Below are 23680 nucleotides of genomic sequence, written 5' to 3'. Positions count from 1 at the left end.
ACCGGGCGGTCACTGCAACAGGCCGCCGAGCACGCCGCCCTGCTGCTGGGAGCCGCTGCCGGCCACCGGAGGCTCCTCCGAGGGCTGGACCACGACGAAGCCCTGACCGGCGAAGCTCATCGTGAACGCCTCACCGGTGCTGCGGCCGAGCAGCGTGCCGAGGCCGAGCTGCTCGGCGCGGTGGTAGCCGGTCTGGAGGTTCGCCGACCAGCAGACGGCCGCCTGCGGGTCCACGTACGTCGGGGCGTCCACGTTGAGCACCACCGGAGTGCCCTTTGTGGTGATGGCGATCCGGCCGTGGCCGGTGAAGACGCAGTTGAACAGGCCGGACGAGGACGCGAAACCGGCACCGCCGACCATCTTGATGTCGTACTGGAGCGTCGAGTCGAACGCCAGCACGCTGGAGCCGTTGATGGACAGCGCGTCGCCGGGCTCCAGGTCGATGACGTGCACGTCCTTGGCGAAGTCGGCGAGGAAGACGTCACCGCGCCCGGAGACCTTCATCAGCGGCACGCCCTCACCGGTGAGCCGCTGCTTGATGAACTTGCCGATGCCGCCGGAGCCGAGCGCCTGGAACTGCACCTGCCCCTGGTAGGCGACCATCGAGCCGACCCGGGCCATCGCCTCGCCGTTCAACTCGATCTTCAGCATCTTGGAGTTCTGCAACCGCATGCCCGGCTGCTGGGACTCCTTCTCAAGGTTCTCCGCGGAGAACAGCGCGCTGCGCATGGGTTTTCCTCCTGCATCAGGATCTGCCTGATCCGCAGGTTAGGGGACCGGCGCAACCGCCGGGATCAGCCGGGCGGGGACGTGCCGGAGGCCGGTCAGCCCCAGCCCAGGGCGTGCAGGCGCTCGTCGTCGATGCCGAAGTGGTGGGCGATCTCGTGCACCACTGTGATCGCGACCTCGTCGACGACGTCGTCGTCGGTGTCGCAGATCGCCAGGATCGGGTTGCGGTAGATCAGGATGCGGTCGGGCAGCACGCCGGAGTAGTCCCAGCCGCGAGAGGTGAGCGCGTGCCCCTCGTACAGGCCGAGCAGGTCCTCACCCGGCGGCGGGTCGTCCTCCACCAGGATGACCACGTTGCTCATCAACCCGAGCAGTTCCTCGGGTACCTCGTCGAGCGCCTCGCCGACCAGTTCCTCGAACCGGTCCCGGCTCATCTCCACGGCCACGCGGCCCGGTCACTCCCTCCGGATCGGGCACACCGCACGGCGAGGGCGTCCCGCAGGACACCCCCGCCGTGCCGTACGCGATGTCAGGCCAGACGGGCGTTCAGCGTGATCTGCGCGCCCGGCGACAGCAGCCGGGAGATCGGGCAGTTCTCCTTGGCCGCCTCGGCGAGCTTGGTGAACTCGGCCTGGTCGATGCCCGGAACCTGCCCCACGGTCTCCAGGTCGATGCGGGTCACTGTCATGCCGGCGTCGGTCTTGTCGAAGTGCACCTTGGCGGTGGTCTCCACCGCCGTCTCCTGGGCGCCGGCGTCGGCGAGCTGCTTGGAGAGGGCCATCGAGAAGCAGCCGGCGTGCGCGGCGCCGATCAGCTCCTCGGGGTTGGTGCCCTCGCCCTCCTCGAAGCGCGACTTGAAGGAGTAGTTGCCGGACAGGCCGCCCTTGCCGGTGCGGACGGTGCCGGACCCCTCGGTGAGGTTGCCCTGCCAGCGAGCGGATGCGGTACGGATAGGCATGGCACCGACGCTAACCGAAAGCGGGCCGCACCGCACCGGACCTCGGGTCGCGATCCCGGCCGGCGGGCGCGGGCTGTGCCATGATTCGACCCAGGCCCGCGTACGGGAAGGGTGGCCATGTCGCAGGATCTCCCCGTTCCCCGGCAGGACAAGCGGATCCCCATGCAGGACAACAGGTCCGACGACACCACGATCGTCGAGTGGGGCGACGCCGAGCCGGAGTCGTCCGGCCGGGCCGGGCGCTCGCTAGCCGCGCTGAGCCGGGACCGTCGCCTGCCGACGGTGCTCACCGGGCTCGGCGCGGTGGCCGCTGTCGCCTCGCTGATCGGCGAGTGGCTGGTGATCGCGGTGCCGGCCGAAGTCCGGGGCGGCGAGACACCCACCCGGCTGACGAACGGCATCTCCGACATCGGCGGGTTCGGGACGGCGTACCTGGTGGGTGTGCTCGGGCTGTCGGTGGCGGTGGCGCTGGCGCTGCGCGGCACCCCGGCGGTACGGCAGCAGGCCCGGCTGGCCGGGCTGGGTCTTGCCGCGGGCGTGCTCGGGGTGCTCGTCGCGACCGCCGCCTCCCTCGAACAGATCGCCCGGCGCATCCTGTTCTTCGTCGGTGAGCAGCGCCTCCAGGTCGAGCACGGACGCGGCCTGGTCAGCGCGTTCGTCGCCGTCGCGCTGCTGGCGGGCGCGCTGTACCTGGCCGGCCGGGCGGCCGGCGGTGTGACCGGCGACGCGGAGCCGGACGGGGAGCGGCCCGGCCGTGGCCGCCGGGCGGACGAGGACGATCTGCCCCCCGCCCCGGCGGACCTGACTGTGCAGCCCACGACGCCGTTCGCCGACCCCGACCGGTCCCGCTGAGCCAAGCCCCGGCAGGGCGTACGCCGGCCACCGGGGCTTCGCCGCCGATTCGCCGGAAAGCCGTGGTTGCCGCCCGTCGCGCGAGATACGGTTGCTGCCCGCCGTCCCATGGTCGCGGCACCGAGGACCTGGTCGGCCGGCGTGACGGCGGCGGGCGAAGGAGGAACCATGACCCGCCCGGGACTGCCCAAGCTGATCGCCACCGACCTCGACGGCACGCTCGTCCGCAGCGACGAGACCGTCTCCGCGTACACCCATCGGGTGCTGGACCGGGTGCGGTCCGCCGGGATCCCGGTGGTCGGCGCGACCGGCCGCGGACCGCGCCTGACCGAACTCACTCGCAACGACATCCGGGCCGCCGACTTCCTGGTGATGGCCGGCGGCGGCCGGGTGGTGGACCAGAGCGACCCCGAGGGGCCGCTGGTGCTGCGCGACGAGCGCCTGCCCGGTGAGGTGCTGGCCCGGATCCTCACCGACCTGGAGGCGGCGGTCGGTCCGCTGACGGTGATGGTGGAGGCGTCGGACGAGCACGACGCGCCGCTGTGGGGCGACTACCACCCGAGCTGGCCCTACCCGGACCGGTTCGAGGCGCGCAGCCGGATGGAGTGCCTGTCCTGCGACGTGATCAAGGCGTTCGCGCGGACCGCCGACCACCACGTCGACGAACTGCTGGCGGCGGCCCGCGCGGTCGTGCCACCGGAGGTTGCCACGCTCACCCAGGCCGGGCTCGGCTTCATCGAGATCTGCCCGCCGCGCACGGACAAGGCCAGCGGGCTGAGCGTGGTCGCCGAGCGGCTCGGCGTGGACCCGGCCGACGTGCTGGTCTTCGGCGACCAGCCGAACGACCTGCCGATGTTCGGCTGGGCGGGGTGGGCGCGGGTGGCGGTGGCGAACGCCCACCCGGAGGTGCGCGCCGCGGCGGACGAGGTCACCCTGCGCAACGACGACGACGGCGTGGCCGTCTACCTGGACCGACTACTGTCCCGGTGATGCAGGAAACCCCTCGCCTCGTCGCCAGCGACATCGACGGCACGCTGCTGCGCGACGACCGGACGCTCAGCCCGCGTACCGCCGCGGTGCTGGCCCGGGTCGCCGCCGCCGGCACACCGGTGGTCCTGGTCACCGGCCGTCCGATCCGCTGGCTCCAGCTCGTGTACGAGCAGCTCGCCGAGCCGCTGCCGGCGATCTGCGCCAACGGCGCGGTGGTGTACGACCCGGACACCGACCAGGTGCTGCGGGCCGACCCGCTCGCCCCGGAGTTGCTGGCCGAGGTGGCCCGGCGGCTGCGGGCCGAGGTGCCCGGCGTGAGCCTCGCCGTGGAGATCGTGGACAGCCGGCAGATGCGGCACGAGGCGGACTACCCGCTGCGCTGGGACGCCGACCACGACGCGATCCGGGCAGTCGAGTCGCCGGAGGAGCTGCTCGCCGCGCCCGCGGTGAAGCTGCTGGCGCGGGCCGGTGAGCAGGACCCGGACGTCTTCGTGCGGGTGGTGGCGGGCGCGCTGGAAGGGCTGGCCGAGGCGACGCACTCGTCGTACAGCGGGCTGATCGAGATCTCCGCCGCCGGCGTGACGAAGGCGGCCGGCCTGGCCTGGTACGCGGAGCGGCTGGGCGTCGACGAGCGGGACGTGCTGGCCTTCGGCGACATGCCGAACGACGTGCCGATGCTGGCCTGGGCCGGGCGGGCGGTGGCGGTCGCCAACGCCCACCCGACCGTACGGGAGATCGCACACGAGGTCACCGGGCCGAACACCGAGGACGGTGTGGCGGCGTACCTGGAGAAGGTCTTCGGGGTGGACTGAGCGGCCGGGGCGCCTCACGCGCCCCGGCCGGCGGGTCACAGGTACTGGCCGGGCGCGTGGCCCTCGGCGCTCCCGGGCATCCCGGGCATGCCCGGGATCACGCCGCCCGGGCCGCTGGGCAGCGCCTGACGGCCGGAACGCATCTGCTCCAGCTGGACGCGGGCGGCCATCTGCTGGGCCACGAGCGCGGCCTGGATGCCGTGGAACAGCCCTTCCAGCCACCCCACGAGCTGGGCGTGCGCGATGCGCAGCTCGCCCTCGCTCGGCGTCTGCTGCTCGGTGAACGGCAGGGAGATCCGCTCCAGCTCCTCGCGCAGCTCGGGGGCGAGGCCCTCCTTCAGCTCGACGATCGAGCGTTCGTGGATCTCCCGCATCCGGTTCCGGCTGGCGTCGTCCAGCGGCGCGGCCTTCACCTCCTCCAGCAGCTGCTTGATCATGCTGCCGATCCGCATCACCTTGGCCGGCTGCTCGACCAGGCGGGTCGGGTCCTCGCCCTTGCCCTCGTCGGTCTGCACCGTGCCGACCGGGCGGCCGTCCGGCCCGACCACCACCACGGTGCCGGGGATGCCATCGTTGCCCTGTTCGTCGTCGTGTCCGGCAGAGTGCGCTTCGGTCATGGCACCCATCTTTACCCACGCGAACCAGGTGCACGCGGCCGGACCTCCGGGGCGCTACCGTCGCCGCATGCTCTCCGACCCGCGTGAGGTGCTGACCCGCCCGTCCCCGCCCCCGGATGCCACAGTCGCCTACGGCGACCACCCGGACCAGTGCGCCGACCTGCGCCGGCCGGCCGGCGACGGGCCACCCCGGCCGCTGGTGGTCGTGGTGCACGGCGGCTTCTGGCGGGCGGAGTACGACCGTAGCCACACCGGTCCGATGGCGGCGGCGCTCGCCGCGCTCGGACACCCCGTCGCGCAGATCGAGTACCGCCGGACCGGCCGGCCGGGCGGTGGCTGGCCGCACACGCTCACCGACGTCCGCGCCGGGATCGCCGCGCTGCCGGAGCTGGCCGCCGCCGCGCTGCCCGGCCGGGTGGCGCCGGTGCCGCCGATCCTGGTCGGTCACTCCGCGGGCGGGCACCTGGCCCTGTACGTGGCCGCGCAGGCCCCGGAGACGGTCGGCGGGGTACTCGCGCTGGCACCGGTTGCCGACCTCGCGCAGGCGTACCGGCTGGACCTGGACGGGGGTGCGGTGGCCGCGCTGCTCGGCGGCGGCCCGGAGGAGGTGCCGGACCGGTACGCGGCGGCGGATCCATCGGCATTGGTGCCCGTTCGCACACGTACGGTAGTCGTTCATGGTGAGGCGGACGTCCAGGTCCCGGTGGCGATCAGCCGGTCCTGGGTGGCCGCCGATCGGGCCGCCGGCGGCTCCGCCACGCTCGTTGAGCTGCCCGAATGCGAGCATTTCGGACTCATCGCCCCGGGCTCCACCGCCTGGCCCCTGGTCATCGAGGCGTTGCGGTCGCTTCACGATGATCTTCAAGGCATTGACGCAGCGTCGCCGAGCAGGTAGAACGCCGAAGGGGTGTGCACCATGGCCACCCCGTCGGGAAGGAAATCGGTGGCACAGATGAACCGCAGGCGGGCGCTGCAACTGCTGGCCGCGCTGGGTACCACCGGACTGGCGGCGGGCTGCGGCTCCGGTGACGACGACTCCGGAGAGCAGGCCGGATCCGGCAGCCCGATCAAAGTCGGGCTGATCGTGCCCGGCAGCGGGGCGAACAAGGCCATCGGCGACGAGATCACCAACGGCTTCCAGCTCTTCCTCAGCATGCGCGGCCAGCAGATCGCCGGCCACCCGGTCACGCTCGTGACCGCCGAGGAGGGCGACACCGCCGCCACCGGCAAGGCCGCCGTCGACCGGCTGCTCAAAGAGGGCGTGCTCGCGCTCACCGGCGTGGTCAGCCCGACCGTGATGACCGGGATCAAGGACGCCGTCGAAGAGGCCCGGGTGCCGCTGCTCGGCTCCAACGCCTCCCCGTCGACGCTCCAGGGTGTGGTCTACATCTGGCGCACGTCGTACGTCCTGACCGAGCCCGGCGAGGCGCTCGGCGAGTACCTGCGCCAGAAGCTGGACGCGTCGAGCCGGATCGCCATCTTCGGCACCCGCGGCCCGGGCAGCCAGGACGTCGTCGAAGGGCTGCGGCGCGCGTACGAGCGGGGCCGCCGGCTCACCGAGGACCCGATCTTCACCGACGACGACCCCAACCCCTCCCGGACGCTCTACTCCGGGCCGATCCGCAAGGCGCTCGGGCGCAAGCCGGACGCGGTCTTCTGCCACTACTCCGGCGCGCAGGCCGTGCAGTTCGTCAAGCAGCTCTACGCCCAGGGCTACCGGGGACCGATCTACGCCCCCGGGTTCCTCACCGAGGGCACCGCGCTCGACCAGCTCGACGACGGGGAGAAGGGCCGCGAGCGCAAGCTGATCCAGTCGTACGGCATCGAGACCGCGCTGAACTACTCGGCCGACCTCAACAACACCGCGAACCGGATCTTCGCCTCCGCGTACCGGAAGACGTTCAACTCGGCGCCGACCACGTACGCGATGGCCTCCTACGACGCCGCGCTGGTGCTGGACAAGGCGATCCGGCTGGCCGGGGCTAACCCGTCGCCGCAGCAGGTCAACCTGGCGCTCGGCAAGATCGGTCAGGTGGACAGCCCGCGCGGCACCTGGCAGTTCAACCAGACGCGTACCCCCCAGCAGAAGTGGTACCTGCGCCGGGTGCAGACCGACGGCCGGCTGCTCTCCAACGTCGTGATCAACGAACTGGCCACGCTGGGCTGACCGGCGCCCGTACACGTCGAAGGGCGGTCTCCCCGCGGGGAGACCGCCCTTCGTCCGCGCCGGCTCAGTGCCGCAGCTCGGCGACGCAGCACTTCACGCTGCCGCCGCCCTTCTTCAGCTCGGCCAGTTCCACTCCGACCGGGTGGTAGCCGGCCGCCTTCAGCGTGCCGGCCAGCCGGGTCGCCTCGTTGTTCAGCACCACGTTGAGCCCGTCGCTGACCAGGTTCAGGCCGAACGCCAGCGCGTCCTCGTCGTCCGCGACGATCGCGTCCGGGAAGAGCTGGGCCAGCACCTGCTGGCTGGCGTGGGAGAAGGCGCCCGGGTAGTAGACGATGTTCTCGTCGTCGATCGAGGCCAGCGCGACGTCCAGGTGGTAGAAGCGCGGATCGACCAGGTGCAACGAGACCACCGGCCGGCCGAGCGCCTCCTGCGCCTGGGCGTGCGCGGCCGGCTCGGTCCGGAAGCCGTAGCCGGCGAGGATCAGGCCGCCGTGCGCGTCCGGCAGGTACGCGAAGTCACCCTCGCCCTCGTTCGTCTCGCTCGGCGCGATGAACCGCCAGCCCCGCTCCTCGTAGAACGCCCGGTGCGCGGCAGCCTCGGCGGACCGCTGCTCGTGCTTGAACCGGGCGCCGTAGGCGGTGCCGTCGACCACGAAGGCGCCGTTCGCGGCGTAGACCATGTCCGGCAGGCCCGCCTCGGGGGTGAGCAGGTGCACCTCGTGCCCCAGCCCGACGAGCGTCTCCCGCAGCCGGTCCCACTGCTTGACCGCCAGGTCGGCGTCGACCGGCGTGGTCACGTCCATCCACGGGTTGATCGCGTATTCGACCGTGAAGTGCTCGGGCGAGCACATGAGATATGTCCGCTTTCGCGGGACTCGCTGCTGGTTCACGGTCACCAAGAGTAGGTACGGTACAACTTTGGTAACAGCCACAAGCATTGCTTCCGGGGAGCAGAACGTTGCAGATTGACGCGGTTGACCAGCGAATCATTGCGCTACTCGTCGCGGATGCTCGCGCCTCGTACGCGGACATCGGCAGCCGGGTGTCACTCTCCGCCCCCGCCGTCAAGCGACGGGTCGACCGCCTCCGATCCGCCGGGGTGATCCGGGGGTTCACCGCCGTCGTCGACCCGGCCGCGGTCGGCTGGACCACCGAGGCGTTCGTCGAGCTGTTCTGCGCCGGCCGGACCACACCGGCGCAGATCGGCGCCGCCGCCCGCCGGCATCCCGAGGTGGTCGGCGCGTACACCGTCTCCGGGGAGGCGGACGCGCTCGTGCACCTGCGCGCCGCGGACATCTCCCACCTGGAGGAGGCGCTGGAACGGCTGCGCGCCGAATCGTTCGTCACCTCGTCCCGCAGCACCATCGTGCTCTCCCGGCTGGTCGAGTCCCCGGGCGTCGGGCCGTCCACCCCTTGACCTCAACCTCGCTTCATGTCGTGCACTCGTGTCCGGCGGAAGACGAGGAGGCGGTATGCGTGCGGTGTGGCTGCGGGAGTTCGGCGGACCGGAGGTGCTCGTGCCCGGGACGGCACCCGACCCGGCACCCGGACCGGGCCAGGTGCTCGTCGACGTGGCACACGCGAACATCACGTTCGTCGAGACGATGTTCCGGGCCAGCGGCTTCGGGCCGTTCGGCGCCGAACTGCCGGTGATCCCCGGCAACGGGGTCGGCGGCACGATCACCGCGCTGGGACCGGACGCCGACCCGGCGCTCGCCGGCCGCGTCGTGGTCACCGCCACCGGCGGCACCGGCGGGTACGCCGAGCGCGTCGTGGTCGACCAGGCCGCGCCGGTCCCCGTACCCCCGGGGTTGCCGCTGGACGCGGCGGTGGCGCTGATGGCCGACGGCCGGACCGCCCTCATGCTGGCGCGGGCTGCCGGGCTGCGGCGGGGTGACCGGGTCCTGGTCGAGGCGGCGGCCGGTGGCGTCGGGTCGCTGCTCACGCAGTCGGCGGCGGCGGCCGGGGCGACGGTGGTGGCCGCCGCCGGTGGCGCCCGCAAGGTCGACCTGCTCCGCGCCGCCGGCCTCGACGTGGTGGTCGACTACCGGCAGGCCGGCTGGACCGACCGCGTCCGGGACGCCGTCGGCGCGGTCGACGTGGTGTTCGACGGCGTCGGCGGGTCGATCGCCCGGGAGGCGTTCGGCCTGCTGGACCGCGGCGGGCGGATGCTCAGCTTCGGGCTGGCCGGCGGCACCTGGGCGGACATCCCGGCCGAGGCGGCCGCCGCACGCGGCGTCACGCTGCTGAGCCCACGACCCGGCCCGGACGAGCTGCGCGCCCTCACCGAGGCGGCGCTCGCCGAGGGCGCCGCCGGACGGCTACGCCCCCTGATCGGGCAGCGCTTCCCGCTGGACCGGGCCGCCGCCGCGCACGCCGCGATCGAGGCGCGGGAGACCGTCGGCAAGACCCTGCTCGACGTACGCTGATCCGGCTCAGAGGTACATGCCGGTGCGGTGGTCCTCGGCCCGGGCCGGCTTGTCGCCCTCGCCGAAGAAGCGCTTGCCGCCGAACTCGCCGTGCAGACGGTCGTCCAGCTCGTCGGCGAGACCGGTCATCACCTGCACCGCGAGCATCAGATGGGTGGCCTGGAAGTTGCGGCCGAAGACCGGGATCGACGCCCACACCGTGTCGTCGGCGCAGTAGAGCCGGCCGATCGGCATCCGGTTGGTCAACTCGGAGAGCTTCACATACAGGCGCTCGGTCGGCTCGACCTCGGTCAGCACCGGCGAGAAGACGTCCACCAGCGGCGGGTTGTCCCGCACCCGGACGAAGACCATGGCCGACCCGGCCCGGATGTTTATGTCACCGTCGGAGTCGACCTGGAGCTTGTCGGACGTGGACTTCAGCATCGTCGACACGACGGTGCGGACCCGCTCCGCCAGCGCCAGCACGTCGTTCTCGCCGGCCTGGGCGGCCGCCGCCGCGGCCAGCGCCTCGTCCAGGTCGGCCTCGACGTCGCGGTCCGGGCCGAACTCGCTGCGAGCGGTGCCGAGCGGTTCCACAGGCAACGGCTCACCCTCGGTGTCGTGCACCAGGTAGACCAGGAAGGCGGGATGCGGGGCGCCGTAGACGTCGCGCAGCGTCCGGGACAGCACGGCGGCCAGCCGGGTCGCCTCGTCGGCGCCGCAGTCCAGCCCGAACTGCTCGCCGGAGCCCGGCACCACACCCGGCGGTGACCAGCCGAGCGCCACCATGTCGGCCACCGCCGCCCGGTCCAGCCGGTAGCCCTGCGGCAGCGTGGCGTTGCCGACCGCGCGGGCCGAGAGGCGTCCCTCCTCGCCGGCGTCCACGCTCACCGAGTAGACGGCGTCCCCCGTGCCCGAGGCGGTCGGGTCGAGCGTCACCTCCAGATGCCCGCCCGTGGGCAGCCCGCGCAGCCGGTCGGCGAGCGCCCGGGCGAACTCGCGCCAGGCCTCGGTGACCTTGGCGCGGAGATCAGCAGTGGTCGGCTCGTCGAGCAGGATCGGCTCGTGGTGCTCCGGCGTGGCGCCGGTGGCGTGGTGCTCCGGCGCCGAGGGGTGGTCTGCCGTCATAGATCGCCTCCGTCCGTTCCCGCCACCCTACCCAGGCGCGAGGGGGACCGAATCCCGCGCGAGGCGCTATTCCTTCGGTGTGGAACCGCCCAGGTCCACCGGCCAGGAGCCGGCCAGGGCGATGAGCCGCTCGGCCGCCGCGGCCGGGTCCGCGCCGCGCCCCACCGCCACCCCCAGCAGGTACGCGGTGACCGGCGCACCGGGCCGGACCACCTGGTGGGCCACGTCCCGGGCCACGTCGAGCACTGCCGACACGGGCACCCCCGCCGGGTCCAGGTCCAGTTCGGCGCAGACCGCCGTCACCCAGTCGTCAAGCACCGTCATCTCGTCCACTCCTCCGCCCGGCGTACGTCCTCGTCAGTGTCGCAGTCGAACCAGGGCGGCGGCCCTGAGCCGGACCAGGACACCTCCCGTACCGGAACCCCGGCGAGCAGCCCGCGTACCGGCGCACCGTCGAGCGAGCCGTCGCGCGTCGCGGCGAGCCGGTCGAGGGCGGCCCGCAGAGCGGGCACCCGCCAGAGGGCACAGAGGTGCTGACGGCGGCCGTCCCCGTCCACATAGCAGGCGAGCGCGACGGCGGGCCCATCCAGCGCCTGCCGTCCGGCGGCCAGCGCGTCATCCGGCCCGGCGATCAGGGCGTCTTCCGGCCCGGCGATCAGGGCGTCTTCCGGCCCGGCGGTCGGGGCGGCGAGGGCGCGTCGCAGCTCGGCCACCGCCGCGGCGGTGAGCAGCGGCAGGTCGGCGGCGAGCAGGGCGACAGTCGTCGTACCGGGGTCGAGCAGCGCCAACCCGGCCGCCGTGGCGGCCACCGGACCGCCACCCGGCGGCTCCTCCCGGGTCGTCCGGACTCCACTGGGCACCGGGCCGGACGAGCCGACCACGATCCGCTGGTCCGCGTCGGTCACGGCGTCCAGGACCCGGTGCAGCATCGGCCGGCCGCCGACCGCACGGGCCGGCTTGTCCACCCCGCCCATCCGCCGGGCCGCGCCACCGGCGAGCAGGATCGCCGCGTACCCCGTCACCGCCTCACAGTAGCCACAGCCACAACCGCCGCTTCCCCACCCGGGCCGGCGCCCGGCGTTGTCCGGCGTTCATCGACTGTTCCTCACCGAAGTGGTGGGGAATCAAGGCCTCCGGTACCGCCACTTCACCGAACTGGTATCGATCATCGGGCCGAGGGCTGGCCGGGGCCGGCCGAGGGCCGGGGAAGGCGGGAAGACCTGGGGCGACGTGCGGGCGGCGGGGCGCCCGGGGAGGATGGCGGCATGGGACGGGCGACGGATCGGCGTGGTGTGCTGCGGATCGACCTCGGCGCGGCCGGGGACGGCAGGGGGCGGATCCGGCGGCAGGACACCCTGGCCGTGGAGGAGCCGCTGGAGATCCGCGTCGGTGCGGCCGGTCCGGGCCGGCGCCGGCCGCTGGCGGTGACGATGCGTACGCCCGGCGACGACCTGGACCTGGCGATCGGCTTCCTGCTCACCGAAGGGCTGATCCGGTCGGCGGAGGACGTGCACACCGCGCAGCTCTGCGCCGGGGTGGAGACCCCGAACACCTACAACGTGGTCGACGTGGTGCTCTCGCCCGGCGTGCCCGAGCCCGTCACCGACCCGTCGCGCAACTTCTACACCACCAGCTCGTGCGGCGTGTGCGGCAAGGCGAGCATCGAGTCGGTGCGGACCCGCTCGCAGTTCCCGGTGCGGGACGACCCACTGGTGGTCACCGCCGAGCTGCTGGCCGGGCTGCCGGACCGGCTGCGCGCCGCGCAGCGTGCCTTCGACCGCACCGGCGGCCTGCACGCCGCCGGCCTCTTCACCGCCGACGGGGAGCTGGTCGTGCTGCGCGAGGACGTCGGGCGGCACAACGCGGTGGACAAGGTGCTCGGCTGGGCCACCCGGGAAGGGCGGCTGCCGCTGGCCGGGCATGTGCTGCTGGTCTCCGGACGGGCCAGCTTCGAACTCACCCAGAAGGCGTGGATGGCGGGTGTGCCGCTGCTCGCGGCGGTGTCCGCGCCCAGCACGCTCGCGGTCGAGCTGGCCGAGGAGGCGGGGATGACGCTGGTCGGCTTCCTGCGCGGGCCGACAATGAACGTCTACACCGGCGCGGCGCGCATCGGCTGACCGCTCACCGGGGCGTGCGTCTCGGTGGCTGACCGCTCAGCGGGCGCGCACGGCGGCGGGTGGCGGCTACCGGCGTGGCCGGCGTCGGCGGCGTCGCAGGACCGCGCCGTCGTCGGAACCGGGCCACCCGTCCAGCGCGGACGGGGCGACTCCGCGCCGGAGCGCCTCGTCGAGCAGCACCGCGAGCGAGTAGCCGGGGTGGGCGGACAGCACCCGTTCCAGGGCGACAGCCGCGAGGGCCCCGTGTCCGGCTCGCCAGGCGGCGAACGCGAGCAGACATCCCGGCGCGGCGGTCAGGTCCGGCTCGGCGCGTCGCAGCACGTCCGTCCAGAGGCTGATGTCGTCGTCCCGGCCATCGGTGCGGGACCAGGCGTGGTCGCGCACCGCCACGTGGGCGAGGAGCACCGTCAGCCAGGCCACCTCGTCGTCGTCCAGCCGCTCGCCGCGCCGCTGCCTGCGGAACGCGGCTCGCACAGCCGCCGTGCCCGCCGTCCGCACGGCCCGACGCTCACCCCCCGATCCGGCTCTGTCCGCCGGAACCGACGGCTCGCCGCCCGGACCCGCACCCTCGGCCGGAACCAGCGACACCTCGTCCGACGCGGGACCGTCCTCCAGGACCGGCGGCTCCCCGTCCGACGCGGGACCGTCCTCCAGGACCGGCGGCTCCCCGTCCGACGCGGGACCGTCCTCCAGGACCGGCGGCTCCCCGTCCGACGGGGGACGGTCGGCCGGGACCGGTAACTCCGGGGTCGGTCCGGTTCCGCCGGCTGGTGCGCCGGCCGGCGGCGGACTTCCGGTCGTCGGCGCGGACGGCCGTCCGGTGAGCGCGGCCAGGCGGAGACGGGCCCGCGCGGTGGCCCGGCGCATGGCGAGCCGGACCGGCCCGCCGAGCGGGGACACCTGCGCCGCGAGCGCCGCCCGGTCGGGCAGCGCCACCTGACCGGCGAACACCGCCGCCGCGCTGACCTGACTGGCGGCCGGGTCGTACGGGGTGCCCTCGGGCGGGCAGCAGGACGGCTCCGCGCACAGGTAGGAGAACCAGCGGCCCTCGGTGACCCGCAGCGCGTCGAGCACCACCAGGCCGGTGGCGGTCAGCGCCTCGCCGAGCGCGTCCACGATCACCGTCACCCGGGCGGCCGGACCGTAGCCGACGACAGTGGCGGCATCGGCGTCCTGCCGGGCCACCACCTGCGCCAGGTGCCGGGCCGCCGGACCGGGGTCGGCACCCGGTGCGGGCAGGTCGCCACGGGCGGCGAAGACGACGCGCCGGCCGCGTACCGCGACCACCACGACGCTGTCGGCGGGGTGGAAGCCGAGCAGGTAGGGCACCGCCGCCACCATGTCGGCGGGCGAGCGGACGGAGAGACGCGCTGGCTCGGTGGAGTTCATGACGGGAGCGTGGGCGGCCGGGCGCCACCGCGTCAGCCCCTGTGGACGACACGCGGTCCATCCACAGATACGGAGCGTATCGGTGCAGGTCAGCGGCGATCGGCAACGTCGCACGGCACACGGATGTCCGGGGTACCCGCTACCTTGCGCACATGGACCTGGCGTACCTGCGGGCACACCCGGAGCACCTGCCGACCTTCCTGACCCACCAGCGGATCCGGGAAACCCCGGTCTCCGGCGGTGACATCTGCGCCGCCTCCCGGCTCACGCTCGACGACGGGCACTCGGTGTTCGCCAAGACCTGGCCGGAACGGGCCGCGCGTCCGCTGCCGGAGGGCTTCTTCGCCGCCGAGGCGTCCGGGCTGCGCTGGCTGCGCAAGGCCGGTTCGGTGCCCGTACCGGATGTGCTCGTCGCCCTGCCCGGCCTGCTCGCGCTCGACTGGGTGGAGCCCGGCGAGCCGACGCCGGAGGCCGCGGAGGCGTTCGGCCGCGACCTGGCCGGGCTGCACCGCGCCGGGGCGCCCGCCTTCGGCGCGGACTGGGCCGGTTTCATCGGCGCGCTGCCGCAGGACAACACGCCTGCCCCCGGTCCGTGGGCGGGCTGGTTCGCCCGGTGCCGTCTCCTGCCCTACCTGCGCATGTCGGTCGACGGCGGCGCGCTCGACCACGCCGGTGCGGCGCTCGTCGAGCAGGTCGTCGACCGGATCGGCGAGTTCGGCGGGGACGAGCCACCGGCCCGGCTGCACGGCGACCTCTGGCCGGGCAACCTGCTCTGGGGTGCCGACGGGCGGGTCTGGCTGGTCGACCCGGCCGCGCACGGCGGGCACCGCGAGACCGACCTGGCGCAACTCGCGCTGTTCGGCGGCCCGCCGCACCTGGACCGGATCATGGCGGCCTACCGGGAGGCGTGGCCGCCGGGTGACGGGTGGCGGGAACGTGTGCCGCTGCACCAACTGCACCTGCTGCTCGTGCACACCGCGATCTTCGGAGCGGGGTACGCGGATGCCGTGCGCTCCACCGCTCGGGCCGCCCTCCGAGGGCTCGACCGCGCTACGGTCGACGGATGAGCGCCCCCCGGACGACGACCGACGGCCCTCTCGCCGACCGGTACGGCCGTGTCGCCCAGGACCTGCGGGTCTCGCTCACCGACAAGTGCAACCTGCGCTGCACCTACTGCATGCCGGCGGAGGGCCTGCCCTGGCTGGCCAATCCGCAGCTGCTCAGCGACGACGAGGTCGTCCGGCTGGTGGGTGTCGCGGTGAGCCGGCTCGGCGTCACCGAGGTGCGCTTCACCGGCGGTGAGCCGCTGATCCGGCCGGGCCTGCCGGGCATCGTGGCGGCGGTCGCCGCGCTCACGCCCCGGCCGCGCATCTCGCTCACCACGAACGGCATCGGCCTGGCCCGGATGGCGACGGCGCTGCGCACGGCCGGGCTGGACCGCGTGAACGTCTCGCTCGACACGCTGGACCGGGACCGGTTCACCGCGCTGACCCGCCGTGACCGGCTCGCCGACGTACTCGCCGGGCTGGCCGGCGCGGCGGACGCCGGGCTGACCCCCGTGAAGATCAATTCGGTGCTGATGCGGGGCACCAACGACGACGAGGCGCCCGCATTGCTCCGGTTCGCCCTCGCGCACGGCTACGAGCTGCGGTTCATCGAGCAGATGCCGCTCGACGCCCAGCACGGCTGGGACCGCTCGACCATGGTCACCGCCGACGAGATCCTGACCTCACTGCGGGCCGCGTTCGCGCTGACGCCGGACCCGTCCGAGCGGGGTGCGGCACCGGCCGAGACGTGGCTGGTGGACGGCGGGCCGGCCCGTGTCGGCGTGATCGCCAGCGTGACCCGGCCGTTCTGCGGCGACTGTGACCGCACCCGGCTCACCGCCGACGGCCAGGTGCGCAACTGCCTGTTCGCCACCGAGGAGTCGGACCTGCGCGGCGCGCTGCGCGACGGCGCGGACGACGAGGAACTGGCCCGGCGCTGGCGTGCGGCGATGTGGGTCAAGCGGGCCGGGCACGGCATCGACGACCCGGCGTTCCTCCAGCCCGCGCGTTCGATGTCGGCGATCGGAGGCTGAGGGTGGAGCTGACCGTCCGCTACTTCGCCGGCGCCCGCGCGGCCGCCGGACGATCCGAGGAGACCGCATCCGCCGGCCGGTCGCTGGACGAACTCCTCGACGAACTGGCCGCCCGGCACGGCGAACGCCTCGGCGTGGTGCTGAAGGCGGCGAGTTTCCTGGTCGACGGCGTCGCCTGTCATGATCGACGGGCGCTGTTGCCGGCCGGGGTGACGGTGGACGTGTTGCCGCCCTTCGCGGGCGGCTGAGGGGGGCACACGTGCTGGCCATGGCGACATTCCTGGGCTTCGTCGTGCTCGTGATCGGCCTGATCCACTTCTACCTGTGGAAGCGGCTGGTCCGGGACACCACGCGCCCCGGGCGGTGGCGCCGGGCCGGCACGGTGGCGATCGCGGCGCTGGCGGTGCTCGTACCGGTGACCCTGGCCGGCACGCGCAACGGCTGGTACTGGCTGGCCTGGCCCGGCTACCTCTGGGTCGCGCTCATGTTCTACCTGCTGGTGCTGCTGCTGGTGCTGGAGGTGCCGACCGCTGTGGTCCGGCTCGTGCTGCGCCGGCGGGCCCGATCGGCGGCCACCGCCGGCCTCGAGCCCGAGCCCGCGCCCGCGCTCGTCGGCGCGGCCACCGCGGATGGTCCGCCGCCGCCTGTCGACAGCACCGAGGCAGCGCCAGCCGGTACCGACGCGCCGGACCACGACCCCTCCCGGCGGCTGCTGCTCGCCCGTGGGGCGGCGATCTTCGCCGGGCTCACCGCCGCCGGCATCACCGGGTACGGCGTACGCACCGCGATGGGTCCGCCGCAGCTCGACCGGGTGCAGATCCCGCTGGCCAAGCTGCCCCGCGGCATGGACGGGCTGCGCATCGCCACCGTCTCCGACATCCACCTCGGGCCGTTGCGCGGCCGGGCGCACACCGAGCGGATCGTCGCGATGATCAACCGGATGGACGCCGACCTGGTCGCGGTGGTGGGTGACCTCGTCGACGGCACGGTAGCCGAACTGGGCGAGGCCGCCGAGCCGCTGCGCGACCTGCAGTCCCGGTACGGCAGCTTCTTCGTCACCGGCAACCACGAGTACTACTCCGGCGTGGAGGAGTGGGTCCGTGAGGTGGACCGGCTCGGCCTGCGGGTGCTGCAGAACGAGCGGCAGGAGATCCAGGCCCGGGGCGGTGTGCTGGACCTGGCCGGGGTGAACGACGTGAGCGCCGTCGGCACCGGGGTGGCCGGGCCCGCCGACTACGCCGCCGCGCTCGGCGACCGTGACCCGAGCCGGCCGGTGGTGCTGCTGGCGCACCAGCCGGTGGCCGCGCAGGAGGCGGCGAAGTTCGGCGTCGACCTCCAGCTCTCCGGGCACACCCACGGCGGCCAGATCGTGCCGTTCAACCTGGCGGTGAAGCTCCAGCAACCGGTGGTCTCCGGTCTCGGCGAGGTGGATGGCACGAAGGTCTACGTCACAAACGGCGCCGGTTTCTGGGGCCCGCCGGTGCGGGTGGGTGCACCGCCCCAGGTGACGCTCGTCGAGCTGCGCGCGCAATAGCGTGCCGGGGCCGCCGAGTCCAGCACCGCATTGCTCAGGTCACCCGTACGCGTGGCGGCGGGCGGGCGGGGGACCGGACGTGACAGGATGCGGCGTGCCTCCGTTCAGCGCCGCACCCCCCGGTGGCCTCCCGCCATACGTCGCGGATCTGCACATCCACTCGAAGTACTCCCGCGCGTGCAGCCGCGACCTGACCCTGCCGAACCTGGCCTGGTGGGCCCGGCGCAAGGGCATCGGCGTGCTCGGCACCGGCGACTTCACCCATCCCGCCTGGTACGACCACCTGCGGGAGACGCTGCACCCGGCCGAGCCGGGCCTGTACCGGCTCTCGCCCGACGCGGAGCGGGACGTCGCCCGGCGGCTGCCGCCCCGGCTGGCGAGCGAGGCGGAGGCCGACCCGGTCCGGTACATGCTGAGCGTGGAGATCTCCACGATCTACAAGCGCGACGACCGCACGCGCAAGGTGCACCACCTCATCTACCTGCCGGATCTGGACGCGGTGGCCCGGTTCAACACGGCGCTGGGCCGGATCGGCAACCTCGGCTCGGACGGCCGGCCGATCCTCGGGCTGGACTCCCGCGACCTGCTGGAGATCACGCTGGAGGCGAGCCCGGACGGCTTCCTCGTGCCCGCGCACATCTGGACGCCCTGGTTCTCCGCGCTCGGCTCGAAGTCCGGCTTCGACGCTATCGCCGACTGCTACGCCGACCTGGCCGGGCACATCTTCGCGGTGGAGACCGGCCTGTCGTCCGACCCGGAGATGAACTGGCGGGTCGGCAGCCTGGACCGCTACCAACTGGTGTCGAACTCGGACGCCCACTCGCCGCCCGCGCTGGCCCGGGAGGCCACGGTCCTGACCGCCGCCCGCGACTACTTCGCGATCCGCGAGGCGCTGCGTACCGGCGACGGGCTCGCGGGCACCGTGGAGTTCTTCCCGGAGGAGGGCAAGTACCACGCCGACGGGCACCGGCTGTGCGGGGTGAACTGGTCGCCGGAGCGGACCCGTGAGGCCGGCGGGCGCTGCCCGGAGTGCGGCAAGCCGCTCACCGTGGGCGTACTCAGCCGGGTCGAGGAGCTGGCGGACCGCCCGGCCGGGCACCGTCCGGCGCACGCGCGCGAGGTGACGCACCTGGTGCCGCTGGCCGAGATCCTGGGCGAGCTGAACCGGGTCGGCGCGCGGTCGAAGAAGGTCGAGGGCAAGCTCAACGAGCTGATCGCCGCGCTCGGCCCGGAGCTGGAGATCCTGACCCGTACCCCGATCGAGGAGATCGGCCGGGTCGGTGGCGAGCTGCTCGCGGAGGGCATCGGCCGGCTGCGCCGCGGCGACGTGCGCCGGGTGCCGGGCTACGACGGCGAGTACGGCGTGATCACCCTGTTCGACCCGGCGGAACTGGGCGGACCGGGTGCCGGGGCGGGGCAGGAGACGCTGTTCGACGTACCCGTGCCGGTGCAGCGGCGGCCGGCGGAGCCGGCGCCGAAGCCGAAGGCCAAGCGCCCGGCGGCGGCCCGGCCGGAGCCGAGGCGCACGCCGCCGCCCGCGCCTCCGATCGCGCCGTCACCGTCCCCACATGAGCCGTTCGAGCCGATGCTCGCCGGGATGGAGGAGGTCGGCACCGGCCTGCTGGACCGGCTGGACGCGATGCAGCGGGTGGCCGCGTCCGCGCCGGGGGGTCCGCTGCTCATCGTGGCCGGTCCGGGCACCGGCAAGACGCGGACGCTCACCCACCGGATCGCGTACCTGTGCGCGGAGCTGAACGTCTTCCCCGACCAGTGCCTGGCGATCACGTTCACCAGGCGGGCGGCCGAGGAACTGCGGCACCGGCTGGACGGGCTGCTCGGCCCGGTCGCCGAGGACGTCACAGTGGGCACGTTCCACTCGCTCGGCCTGACCGTGCTGCGGGAGAACGCGGCGGCGGCCGGGCTGCCGGCGGACTTCCGGATCGCCGACGACGCGGACCGGGCGGCGGCACGCGCCGAGGCCGGTGCCGACGACGAGCGGTACGCGGCGCTGCTGCGCAAGCGGGATCTGGTCGACCTGGACGAGCTGCTGACGCTGCCGGTGGCCCTGCTCAAGGGCGACCGGAAGCTGGTCCGGGAGTACCGCGAGCGCTGGAAGTGGATCTTCGTCGACGAGTACCAGGACGTCGACGCGGTGCAGTACGACCTGCTGCGGCTGCTCAGCCCGCCGGACGGGAACCTGTGCGCGATCGGTGACCCGGACCAGGCGATCTACTCGTTCCGGGGCGCCGACGTCGGCTACTTCCTGCGCTTCTCGCAGGACTTCACCGACGCCCGGCTGGTGCGGCTGAACCGCAACTACCGCTCTTCGGCGCCGATCCTGGCCGCCGCGGTGCAGGCCATCGCGCCGTCGTCGCTGGTGCGCGGCCGTCGTCTCGACCCGGCCCGGCTCGATCCGGAGGCGCCGCTGGTCGGCCGGTACGCGGCGAGTTCCGCCTACGACGAGGCCGACTTCGTGGTCCGTACCGTGGACGAGCTGGTCGGCGGCCTGTCCCACCGCTCGCTGGACTCGGGGCGGATCGACGGGCGGGCCACCTCGCTGTCCTTCTCCGACATCGCGGTGCTGTACCGCACCGACGCGCAGGCCGCGCCGATCGTGGACGCGCTGGCCCGGGCGAACATCCCGGTGCAGAAGCGCTCGCACGACCGGCTGCGTGACCGCCCCGGCGTGCCGGCCATCGCCCGCGAGCTGCGCCACGCCGGTCTGGACGGCTCGCTCGCCGCCCGGGTACGCCAGGCCGGGCAGATCCTGGCCGAGCGCTTCGCGGTGCCCACGCTGGACGGCTCCGGCGCGGTACGCCCCGAGGACATCCGCACGGCGGTGGACCTGCTCACCCCGCTGGCCCGGCGCTGCGACGACGACCTGGAGCTGTTCCTCAACCAGCTCGCCACCGGCGCGGAGGTGGACGCGCTGGACCCGCGCGCCGAGGCGGTCACGCTGCTCACGCTGCACGCCGCCAAGGGGCTGGAGTTCCCGGTGGTGTTCCTGGTCGGCGCCGAGGACGGCCTGCTGCCGCTGCGCTGGCCCGGCTCCGAGCCGGACGACGACGCGGTGGCCGAGGAGCGCCGGCTGTTCTTCGTCGGGCTGACCCGGGCACAGGACCGGCTCTACGTCAGCCACGCGGGTCGCCGCGCCCGGCACGGGGCGGAACGCGACACCCGCCCGTCGCCGTTCCTCGACGTGATCGACCCGGCGTTGTTCGAGCGCCTGGACGCGACCGAACCCCGCCGCCCGAAGGACCACCAGCTCCGGTTGATCTGAGCGGCGCGCGTCAGGTCAGCACGGCGGCGAGCCAGGCGCCGCCGAGCAGCGCCGGGCCGAACGGCACCGGCGTGTCAGGGCGTACCCGGCGGGCGGCGAGCAGGAGAAGGACCGCGACTCCGGCGAGCACGTGCGGCAGGAGCAGTCCGAGGCGCAGGGCCGGCCAGCCGAGCCAGCCCAGCGGCAACCCGAGCGCGGCGGCAAGCTTCACGTCGCCGAAGCCGAGGCGGGCGCGGGGCAGCAGCGCCAGCACCGCGTACCCGGTGAAGGAGAGTGCGGCCCCGGCCACCGCGACGGCCAGGCGGCGCGGCTCGCCGGTCGCCGCCGTGGCTGCGGTGAGGCCGAGCCCGCCGCCGAGCGCGGCCACGCCGACCAGCGGGTCGGGCAGGCGCAGCGCGGTCAGGTCGGTGACCGCGAGGACCAGCCCGGCGACGGCGACGAGCAGCAGCGCGGGCAGCACCGGATCGGCACCCCGGGCGGCGGCGAGCCCGCCGAACGCCACGACGCCGGCCAGTGCGAACGCACCCCGGCTCGGCGCGTGCCTCCCGGCGATCCGATCCGTGCAGAACGACCGGCCGACCGGGACAGCAGCCCATCCGGCCGCCGCGCCGAGCAGCGCGACCCCCGTCACCAGCAGTGCCGACACGGGCGGGACGCTACCGCCCGGCGGGTTCTCCGGCCGTCCCGTCGACGGCTGGTGGCGGGGACCGGCGCGGGCGTTCGGTGCTGACCACCACCGCCACGCCGACCACGATGACCGCGCCGCCCATCAGCACCTGCGAGGTGACGGGTTCCGCGACGAACAACGCGCCGAGCGCCACCGCCACCACCGGATTCACGTACGCGTACGTGGACACCAGCGAGATCGGCGCGTGGGCGAGCAGCCAGACGTACGCGGTGAAGGCGACCAGCGAACCGGCCACCATCAGGTACGCCATCGCCGCCCAGGACCGCCCGGTCACGTCGGCGAAGGAGAAGCCGCGCAGCTCGCCCCGGGCCACGCCGACGAGCGCGAGCACCGCCGCGCCGGCCACCATCTCGTAGACGGTGGCCACGAACGGGTCGGCGGGCATCGGGATCTTCCCGGACAGGTACGAGCCGACCGACCAGCTCACTGCCGCGGCGACCACCGTGAGCGCCCCGGCCACCGGCACCGCGTCCACCCCGTCCCGGGGCAGCACGAGCAGGACCAGTCCGGCGAAGCCGAGCGCCACCCCGACGAACGTCCACGGCCGCGGCCGGTCGCCGCCTGCCGTACGCAGCAGCACCAGGAGCAGCGGCACGGTGGCGACGAGCAGCGCAGCCACACCGGACGGTACGGCGGTCCCGGCCGGGCCCGACTCGGCCAGCACCACCAGGCCGTTGCCGCCGGCCAGCAGCAGCACGCCGATCAGCGCGGCGGAGCCGACGCGGCGCGCGGGTACCCGCAACGCTCCCGGTCCGCGCCGCAGGCGCAGCACCACGGCGAGCACCACCGCGGCGGCGGCGAACCGCATCGCCGAGGAGACGAGCGGCGGCAGGGACTCGACAGCGACCCGGATGCCCAGGTAGGTCGAGCCCCACAGCAGATAGACCAGCACGAGGGCGGCCCAGATCAGTGCGGTGCGGGCCGGTGGCATCGCGGAATCGACAGCGTTCGTCGCACTCGTGGGGCGTGAGCTCATCGTGGGACCACGCTACGGTGACCACGGCGTCGGCGTCGCCAGTTGGTGGCCGGCCTCTCAGCACTGGCGTACGCAGGAGGCGTTCATGTCGAACTTCGGTCCACCGGGCGGCGGCTCTCCCGAGCCGTGGGGACGGCGCGACGACGGCTACGCCCCGCAGCCCGACCCGCGCTACGCCCCGCAGGGCGACCCGCGCTACGCCGCACAGCCCGATCCGCGGTACGGCCCGCCGGACGCGCGGCCGTACGGCCCGCCCGCCGATCAGTACGGGCCGCCCGACCAGTACGGAACGCCCACCCAGCAGTACGAGCCCGCCGACCGGTACGGCCCGCCGGCCGATCAGTACGGCCCGCCGACGCAGCGATACGAGCCGGGTCCGGCCTGGTCCCCCGGCCCGCCGCAGGGCCACCCGGCCGGCCCGTACGCCGGGCCGCCGCCCTACGCCGAGCCGACGCCGCCGAAGCGCGGGAAGGGCCCGCTGCTGGTGGTCGTGATCGTGCTGGCCGTGCTGCTGCTGGGCGGCGCCGGGGCGTACTGGATGCTGGGCCGGGACGAGCAGACCCCGACCGGCGGCACGACCGCCGCCACCGCGCCGGCCGCGGATCCGACCGGGGCGGCACCGAGCGAACCGGCCGACACGACGCCCACGACGGCGTCTCCGGCCTCGTCGACCGATCCGCGTTTCGTCAAGGCGGGCCAGTGCGTCGCCAACGAGGGTGGCGGCGGCCAGCCCAAGCTGGTGATCGCCGACTGCGGCCCGAAGACGTACGAGGTGCTGCGCCGCATCGACGGCGCGACGAGCGGCAAGAAGGACGCGGAGGCGAAGTGCGGGAAGGTGGCCGGTTACACCGACTGGTACTTCTTCGACAGCGAGCTGGACACGCTCGACTTCGTGCTCTGCCTGAAGCGCCGCTGACGCTCCACGAGAGCCGGTAACCAAAACTAGGGCTGTCTAG

At 73.9% G+C, this 23680-nt stretch carries 25 protein-coding genes; 14 read left to right on the top strand and 11 right to left on the bottom strand.

Features of this window, described 5'->3' with window-relative positions:
* Positions 1-9: 9 nt before the first annotated feature.
* The 3 genes from ACGFIA_RS25465 to ACGFIA_RS25455 form a co-directional block, all read right to left on the bottom strand.
* On the bottom strand, positions 10-729 hold the full coding sequence (locus ACGFIA_RS25465; protein WP_064448083.1) for an AIM24 family protein: 720 nt from the start codon (positions 727-729) through the stop codon (positions 10-12).
* Between the two features lie 95 nt (positions 730-824).
* A complete protein-coding gene (locus ACGFIA_RS25460; RefSeq protein WP_262013027.1) occupies positions 825-1169 on the bottom strand; it encodes a metallopeptidase family protein in 345 nt (114 codons plus the stop codon).
* A gap of 89 nt (positions 1170-1258) precedes the next feature.
* Positions 1259-1687: an OsmC family protein gene (locus ACGFIA_RS25455; protein WP_013289315.1), complete on the bottom strand. Its 429-nt coding sequence runs from the start codon at positions 1685-1687 to the stop codon at positions 1259-1261.
* 117 nt (positions 1688-1804) lie between these two features.
* On the opposite strand from ACGFIA_RS25455, the gene ACGFIA_RS25450 reads away from it, so the two are divergent.
* From ACGFIA_RS25450 to ACGFIA_RS25440, 3 genes are all read left to right on the top strand, one after another.
* On the top strand, positions 1805-2539 hold the full coding sequence (locus ACGFIA_RS25450; RefSeq protein WP_357382034.1) for a hypothetical protein: 735 nt from the start codon (positions 1805-1807) through the stop codon (positions 2537-2539).
* Between the two features lie 168 nt (positions 2540-2707).
* Positions 2708-3529: an HAD family hydrolase gene (locus ACGFIA_RS25445; protein ID WP_357382036.1), complete on the top strand. Its 822-nt coding sequence runs from the start codon at positions 2708-2710 to the stop codon at positions 3527-3529.
* On the top strand, positions 3529-4341 hold the full coding sequence (locus ACGFIA_RS25440; RefSeq protein ID WP_357382038.1) for an HAD family hydrolase: 813 nt from the start codon (positions 3529-3531) through the stop codon (positions 4339-4341). Before ACGFIA_RS25445 ends, ACGFIA_RS25440 begins: the two co-directional genes overlap by 1 nt.
* Positions 4342-4376: 35 nt before the next feature.
* Here ACGFIA_RS25440 and ACGFIA_RS25435 read toward each other — a convergent pair whose 3' ends face one another.
* Positions 4377-4967 carry a bacterial proteasome activator family protein gene (locus tag ACGFIA_RS25435; protein ID WP_355093734.1) on the bottom strand — a complete coding sequence of 197 codons (591 nt, stop codon included), beginning with the start codon at positions 4965-4967 and terminating at the stop codon, positions 4377-4379.
* A gap of 58 nt (positions 4968-5025) precedes the next feature.
* Between ACGFIA_RS25435 and ACGFIA_RS25430 the strand changes: the two genes are divergently transcribed.
* Together ACGFIA_RS25430 and ACGFIA_RS25425 are read left to right on the top strand one after the other, a co-directional pair.
* Positions 5026-5853 carry an alpha/beta hydrolase family protein gene (locus ACGFIA_RS25430; RefSeq protein ID WP_393262471.1) on the top strand — a complete coding sequence of 276 codons (828 nt, stop codon included), beginning with the start codon at positions 5026-5028 and terminating at the stop codon, positions 5851-5853.
* A 48-nt stretch (positions 5854-5901) separates the two neighbouring features.
* On the top strand, positions 5902-7125 hold the full coding sequence (locus tag ACGFIA_RS25425; protein ID WP_357382042.1) for an ABC transporter substrate-binding protein: 1224 nt from the start codon (positions 5902-5904) through the stop codon (positions 7123-7125).
* Between the two features lie 64 nt (positions 7126-7189).
* Here ACGFIA_RS25425 and ddaH read toward each other — a convergent pair whose 3' ends face one another.
* A complete protein-coding gene (ddaH, locus tag ACGFIA_RS25420) occupies positions 7190-8023 on the bottom strand; it encodes a dimethylargininase (protein ID WP_357382043.1) in 834 nt (277 codons plus the stop codon).
* Positions 8024-8082: 59 nt separating this feature from the next.
* On the opposite strand from ddaH, the gene ACGFIA_RS25415 reads away from it, so the two are divergent.
* On the top strand, positions 8083-8541 hold the full coding sequence (locus tag ACGFIA_RS25415) for an Lrp/AsnC family transcriptional regulator (protein WP_013289323.1): 459 nt from the start codon (positions 8083-8085) through the stop codon (positions 8539-8541).
* A 55-nt stretch (positions 8542-8596) separates the two neighbouring features.
* Positions 8597-9553 carry a zinc-binding dehydrogenase gene (locus tag ACGFIA_RS25410; RefSeq protein WP_357479682.1) on the top strand — a complete coding sequence of 319 codons (957 nt, stop codon included), beginning with the start codon at positions 8597-8599 and terminating at the stop codon, positions 9551-9553.
* 6 nt (positions 9554-9559) lie between these two features.
* Here the strand turns inward: ACGFIA_RS25410 and ACGFIA_RS25405 are convergent, their stop codons facing one another.
* The 3 genes from ACGFIA_RS25405 to ACGFIA_RS25395 form a co-directional block, all read right to left on the bottom strand.
* Positions 9560-10660 (bottom strand): hypothetical protein, encoded by a 1101-nt coding sequence (locus tag ACGFIA_RS25405; RefSeq protein WP_357382047.1) that lies wholly within the window; start codon positions 10658-10660, stop codon positions 9560-9562.
* Positions 10661-10726: 66 nt separating this feature from the next.
* On the bottom strand, positions 10727-10984 hold the full coding sequence (locus tag ACGFIA_RS25400) for a DUF6457 domain-containing protein (RefSeq protein WP_357382049.1): 258 nt from the start codon (positions 10982-10984) through the stop codon (positions 10727-10729).
* Positions 10981-11682 (bottom strand): molybdenum cofactor guanylyltransferase, encoded by a 702-nt coding sequence (locus tag ACGFIA_RS25395; protein WP_393262466.1) that lies wholly within the window; start codon positions 11680-11682, stop codon positions 10981-10983. The genes ACGFIA_RS25400 and ACGFIA_RS25395 overlap by 4 nt, the downstream gene beginning before the upstream one ends.
* A gap of 243 nt (positions 11683-11925) precedes the next feature.
* Between ACGFIA_RS25395 and fdhD the strand changes: the two genes are divergently transcribed.
* A complete protein-coding gene (gene fdhD, locus ACGFIA_RS25390; RefSeq protein WP_357382053.1) occupies positions 11926-12777 on the top strand; it encodes a formate dehydrogenase accessory sulfurtransferase FdhD in 852 nt (283 codons plus the stop codon).
* Positions 12778-12843: 66 nt separating this feature from the next.
* On the opposite strand, the gene ACGFIA_RS25385 is transcribed toward fdhD, so the two are convergent.
* A complete protein-coding gene (locus ACGFIA_RS25385) occupies positions 12844-14166 on the bottom strand; it encodes a DUF4192 domain-containing protein (RefSeq protein ID WP_357470718.1) in 1323 nt (440 codons plus the stop codon).
* A 152-nt stretch (positions 14167-14318) separates the two neighbouring features.
* Between ACGFIA_RS25385 and ACGFIA_RS25380 the strand changes: the two genes are divergently transcribed.
* The 5 genes from ACGFIA_RS25380 (at position 14319) to ACGFIA_RS25360 (ending at position 21060) form a co-directional block, all read left to right on the top strand.
* Complete coding sequence (locus ACGFIA_RS25380; RefSeq protein WP_393262462.1) at positions 14319-15233, top strand: fructosamine kinase family protein; 915 nt, start codon at positions 14319-14321, stop codon at positions 15231-15233.
* Positions 15230-16246: a GTP 3',8-cyclase MoaA gene (gene moaA, locus ACGFIA_RS25375; protein WP_357382061.1), complete on the top strand. Its 1017-nt coding sequence runs from the start codon at positions 15230-15232 to the stop codon at positions 16244-16246. Before ACGFIA_RS25380 ends, moaA begins: the two co-directional genes overlap by 4 nt.
* A 2-nt stretch (positions 16247-16248) precedes the next feature.
* Positions 16249-16494 carry a MoaD/ThiS family protein gene (locus ACGFIA_RS25370; RefSeq protein WP_357382063.1) on the top strand — a complete coding sequence of 82 codons (246 nt, stop codon included), beginning with the start codon at positions 16249-16251 and terminating at the stop codon, positions 16492-16494.
* Positions 16495-16514: 20 nt separating this feature from the next.
* Positions 16515-17780 (top strand): metallophosphoesterase, encoded by a 1266-nt coding sequence (locus ACGFIA_RS25365; RefSeq protein ID WP_393262459.1) that lies wholly within the window; start codon positions 16515-16517, stop codon positions 17778-17780.
* Positions 17781-17874: 94 nt separating this feature from the next.
* Positions 17875-21060 carry a UvrD-helicase domain-containing protein gene (locus ACGFIA_RS25360; protein WP_357470712.1) on the top strand — a complete coding sequence of 1062 codons (3186 nt, stop codon included), beginning with the start codon at positions 17875-17877 and terminating at the stop codon, positions 21058-21060.
* Positions 21061-21070: 10 nt separating this feature from the next.
* Here ACGFIA_RS25360 and ACGFIA_RS25355 read toward each other — a convergent pair whose 3' ends face one another.
* Both ACGFIA_RS25355 and ACGFIA_RS25350 read right to left on the bottom strand, forming a co-directional pair.
* Positions 21071-21706: a prepilin peptidase gene (locus tag ACGFIA_RS25355; RefSeq protein WP_357470709.1), complete on the bottom strand. Its 636-nt coding sequence runs from the start codon at positions 21704-21706 to the stop codon at positions 21071-21073.
* A 10-nt stretch (positions 21707-21716) separates the two neighbouring features.
* A complete protein-coding gene (locus ACGFIA_RS25350; RefSeq protein WP_357382071.1) occupies positions 21717-22724 on the bottom strand; it encodes an EamA family transporter in 1008 nt (335 codons plus the stop codon).
* A gap of 1 nt (position 22725) precedes the next feature.
* Between ACGFIA_RS25350 and ACGFIA_RS25345 the strand changes: the two genes are divergently transcribed.
* A complete protein-coding gene (locus ACGFIA_RS25345; RefSeq protein ID WP_357479664.1) occupies positions 22726-23640 on the top strand; it encodes a flagellar basal body protein FliL in 915 nt (304 codons plus the stop codon).
* Positions 23641-23680: the final 40 nt, after the last annotated feature.

This window comes from Micromonospora sp. NPDC049203, assembly GCF_043197215.1.
Lineage (GTDB): Bacteria > Actinomycetota > Actinomycetes > Mycobacteriales > Micromonosporaceae > Micromonospora.
Note: the sequence above shows the minus strand (reverse complement) of the source record. Positions and strands in the feature narration are given on the sequence as shown.

What these genes read in the sequence shown, in the direction of transcription:
- moaA (WP_357382061.1), top strand. Translation starts at nt 15,230, where the DNA reads ATGAGCGCCCCCCGGACGACGACCGACGGCCCTCTCGCCGACCGGTAC.
- ACGFIA_RS25365 (WP_393262459.1), top strand. Translation starts at nt 16,515, where the DNA reads ATGGCGACATTCCTGGGCTTCGTCGTGCTCGTGATCGGCCTGATCCAC.
- ACGFIA_RS25400 (WP_357382049.1), bottom strand. Translation starts at nt 10,984, where the DNA reads ATGACGGTGCTTGACGACTGGGTGACGGCGGTCTGCGCCGAACTGGAC.
- ACGFIA_RS25440 (WP_357382038.1), top strand. Translation starts at nt 3,529, where the DNA reads ATGCAGGAAACCCCTCGCCTCGTCGCCAGCGACATCGACGGCACGCTG.
- ACGFIA_RS25455 (WP_013289315.1), bottom strand. Translation starts at nt 1,687, where the DNA reads ATGCCTATCCGTACCGCATCCGCTCGCTGGCAGGGCAACCTCACCGAG.
- ACGFIA_RS25410 (WP_357479682.1), top strand. Translation starts at nt 8,597, where the DNA reads ATGCGTGCGGTGTGGCTGCGGGAGTTCGGCGGACCGGAGGTGCTCGTG.
- ACGFIA_RS25445 (WP_357382036.1), top strand. Translation starts at nt 2,708, where the DNA reads ATGACCCGCCCGGGACTGCCCAAGCTGATCGCCACCGACCTCGACGGC.
- ACGFIA_RS25405 (WP_357382047.1), bottom strand. Translation starts at nt 10,660, where the DNA reads ATGACGGCAGACCACCCCTCGGCGCCGGAGCACCACGCCACCGGCGCC.
- fdhD (WP_357382053.1), top strand. Translation starts at nt 11,926, where the DNA reads ATGGGACGGGCGACGGATCGGCGTGGTGTGCTGCGGATCGACCTCGGC.
- ACGFIA_RS25430 (WP_393262471.1), top strand. Translation starts at nt 5,026, where the DNA reads ATGCTCTCCGACCCGCGTGAGGTGCTGACCCGCCCGTCCCCGCCCCCG.
- ACGFIA_RS25435 (WP_355093734.1), bottom strand. Translation starts at nt 4,967, where the DNA reads ATGGGTGCCATGACCGAAGCGCACTCTGCCGGACACGACGACGAACAG.
- ACGFIA_RS25450 (WP_357382034.1), top strand. Translation starts at nt 1,805, where the DNA reads ATGTCGCAGGATCTCCCCGTTCCCCGGCAGGACAAGCGGATCCCCATG.
- ACGFIA_RS25385 (WP_357470718.1), bottom strand. Translation starts at nt 14,166, where the DNA reads ATGAACTCCACCGAGCCAGCGCGTCTCTCCGTCCGCTCGCCCGCCGAC.
- ACGFIA_RS25380 (WP_393262462.1), top strand. Translation starts at nt 14,319, where the DNA reads ATGGACCTGGCGTACCTGCGGGCACACCCGGAGCACCTGCCGACCTTC.
- ACGFIA_RS25465 (WP_064448083.1), bottom strand. Translation starts at nt 729, where the DNA reads ATGCGCAGCGCGCTGTTCTCCGCGGAGAACCTTGAGAAGGAGTCCCAG.
- ACGFIA_RS25350 (WP_357382071.1), bottom strand. Translation starts at nt 22,724, where the DNA reads ATGAGCTCACGCCCCACGAGTGCGACGAACGCTGTCGATTCCGCGATG.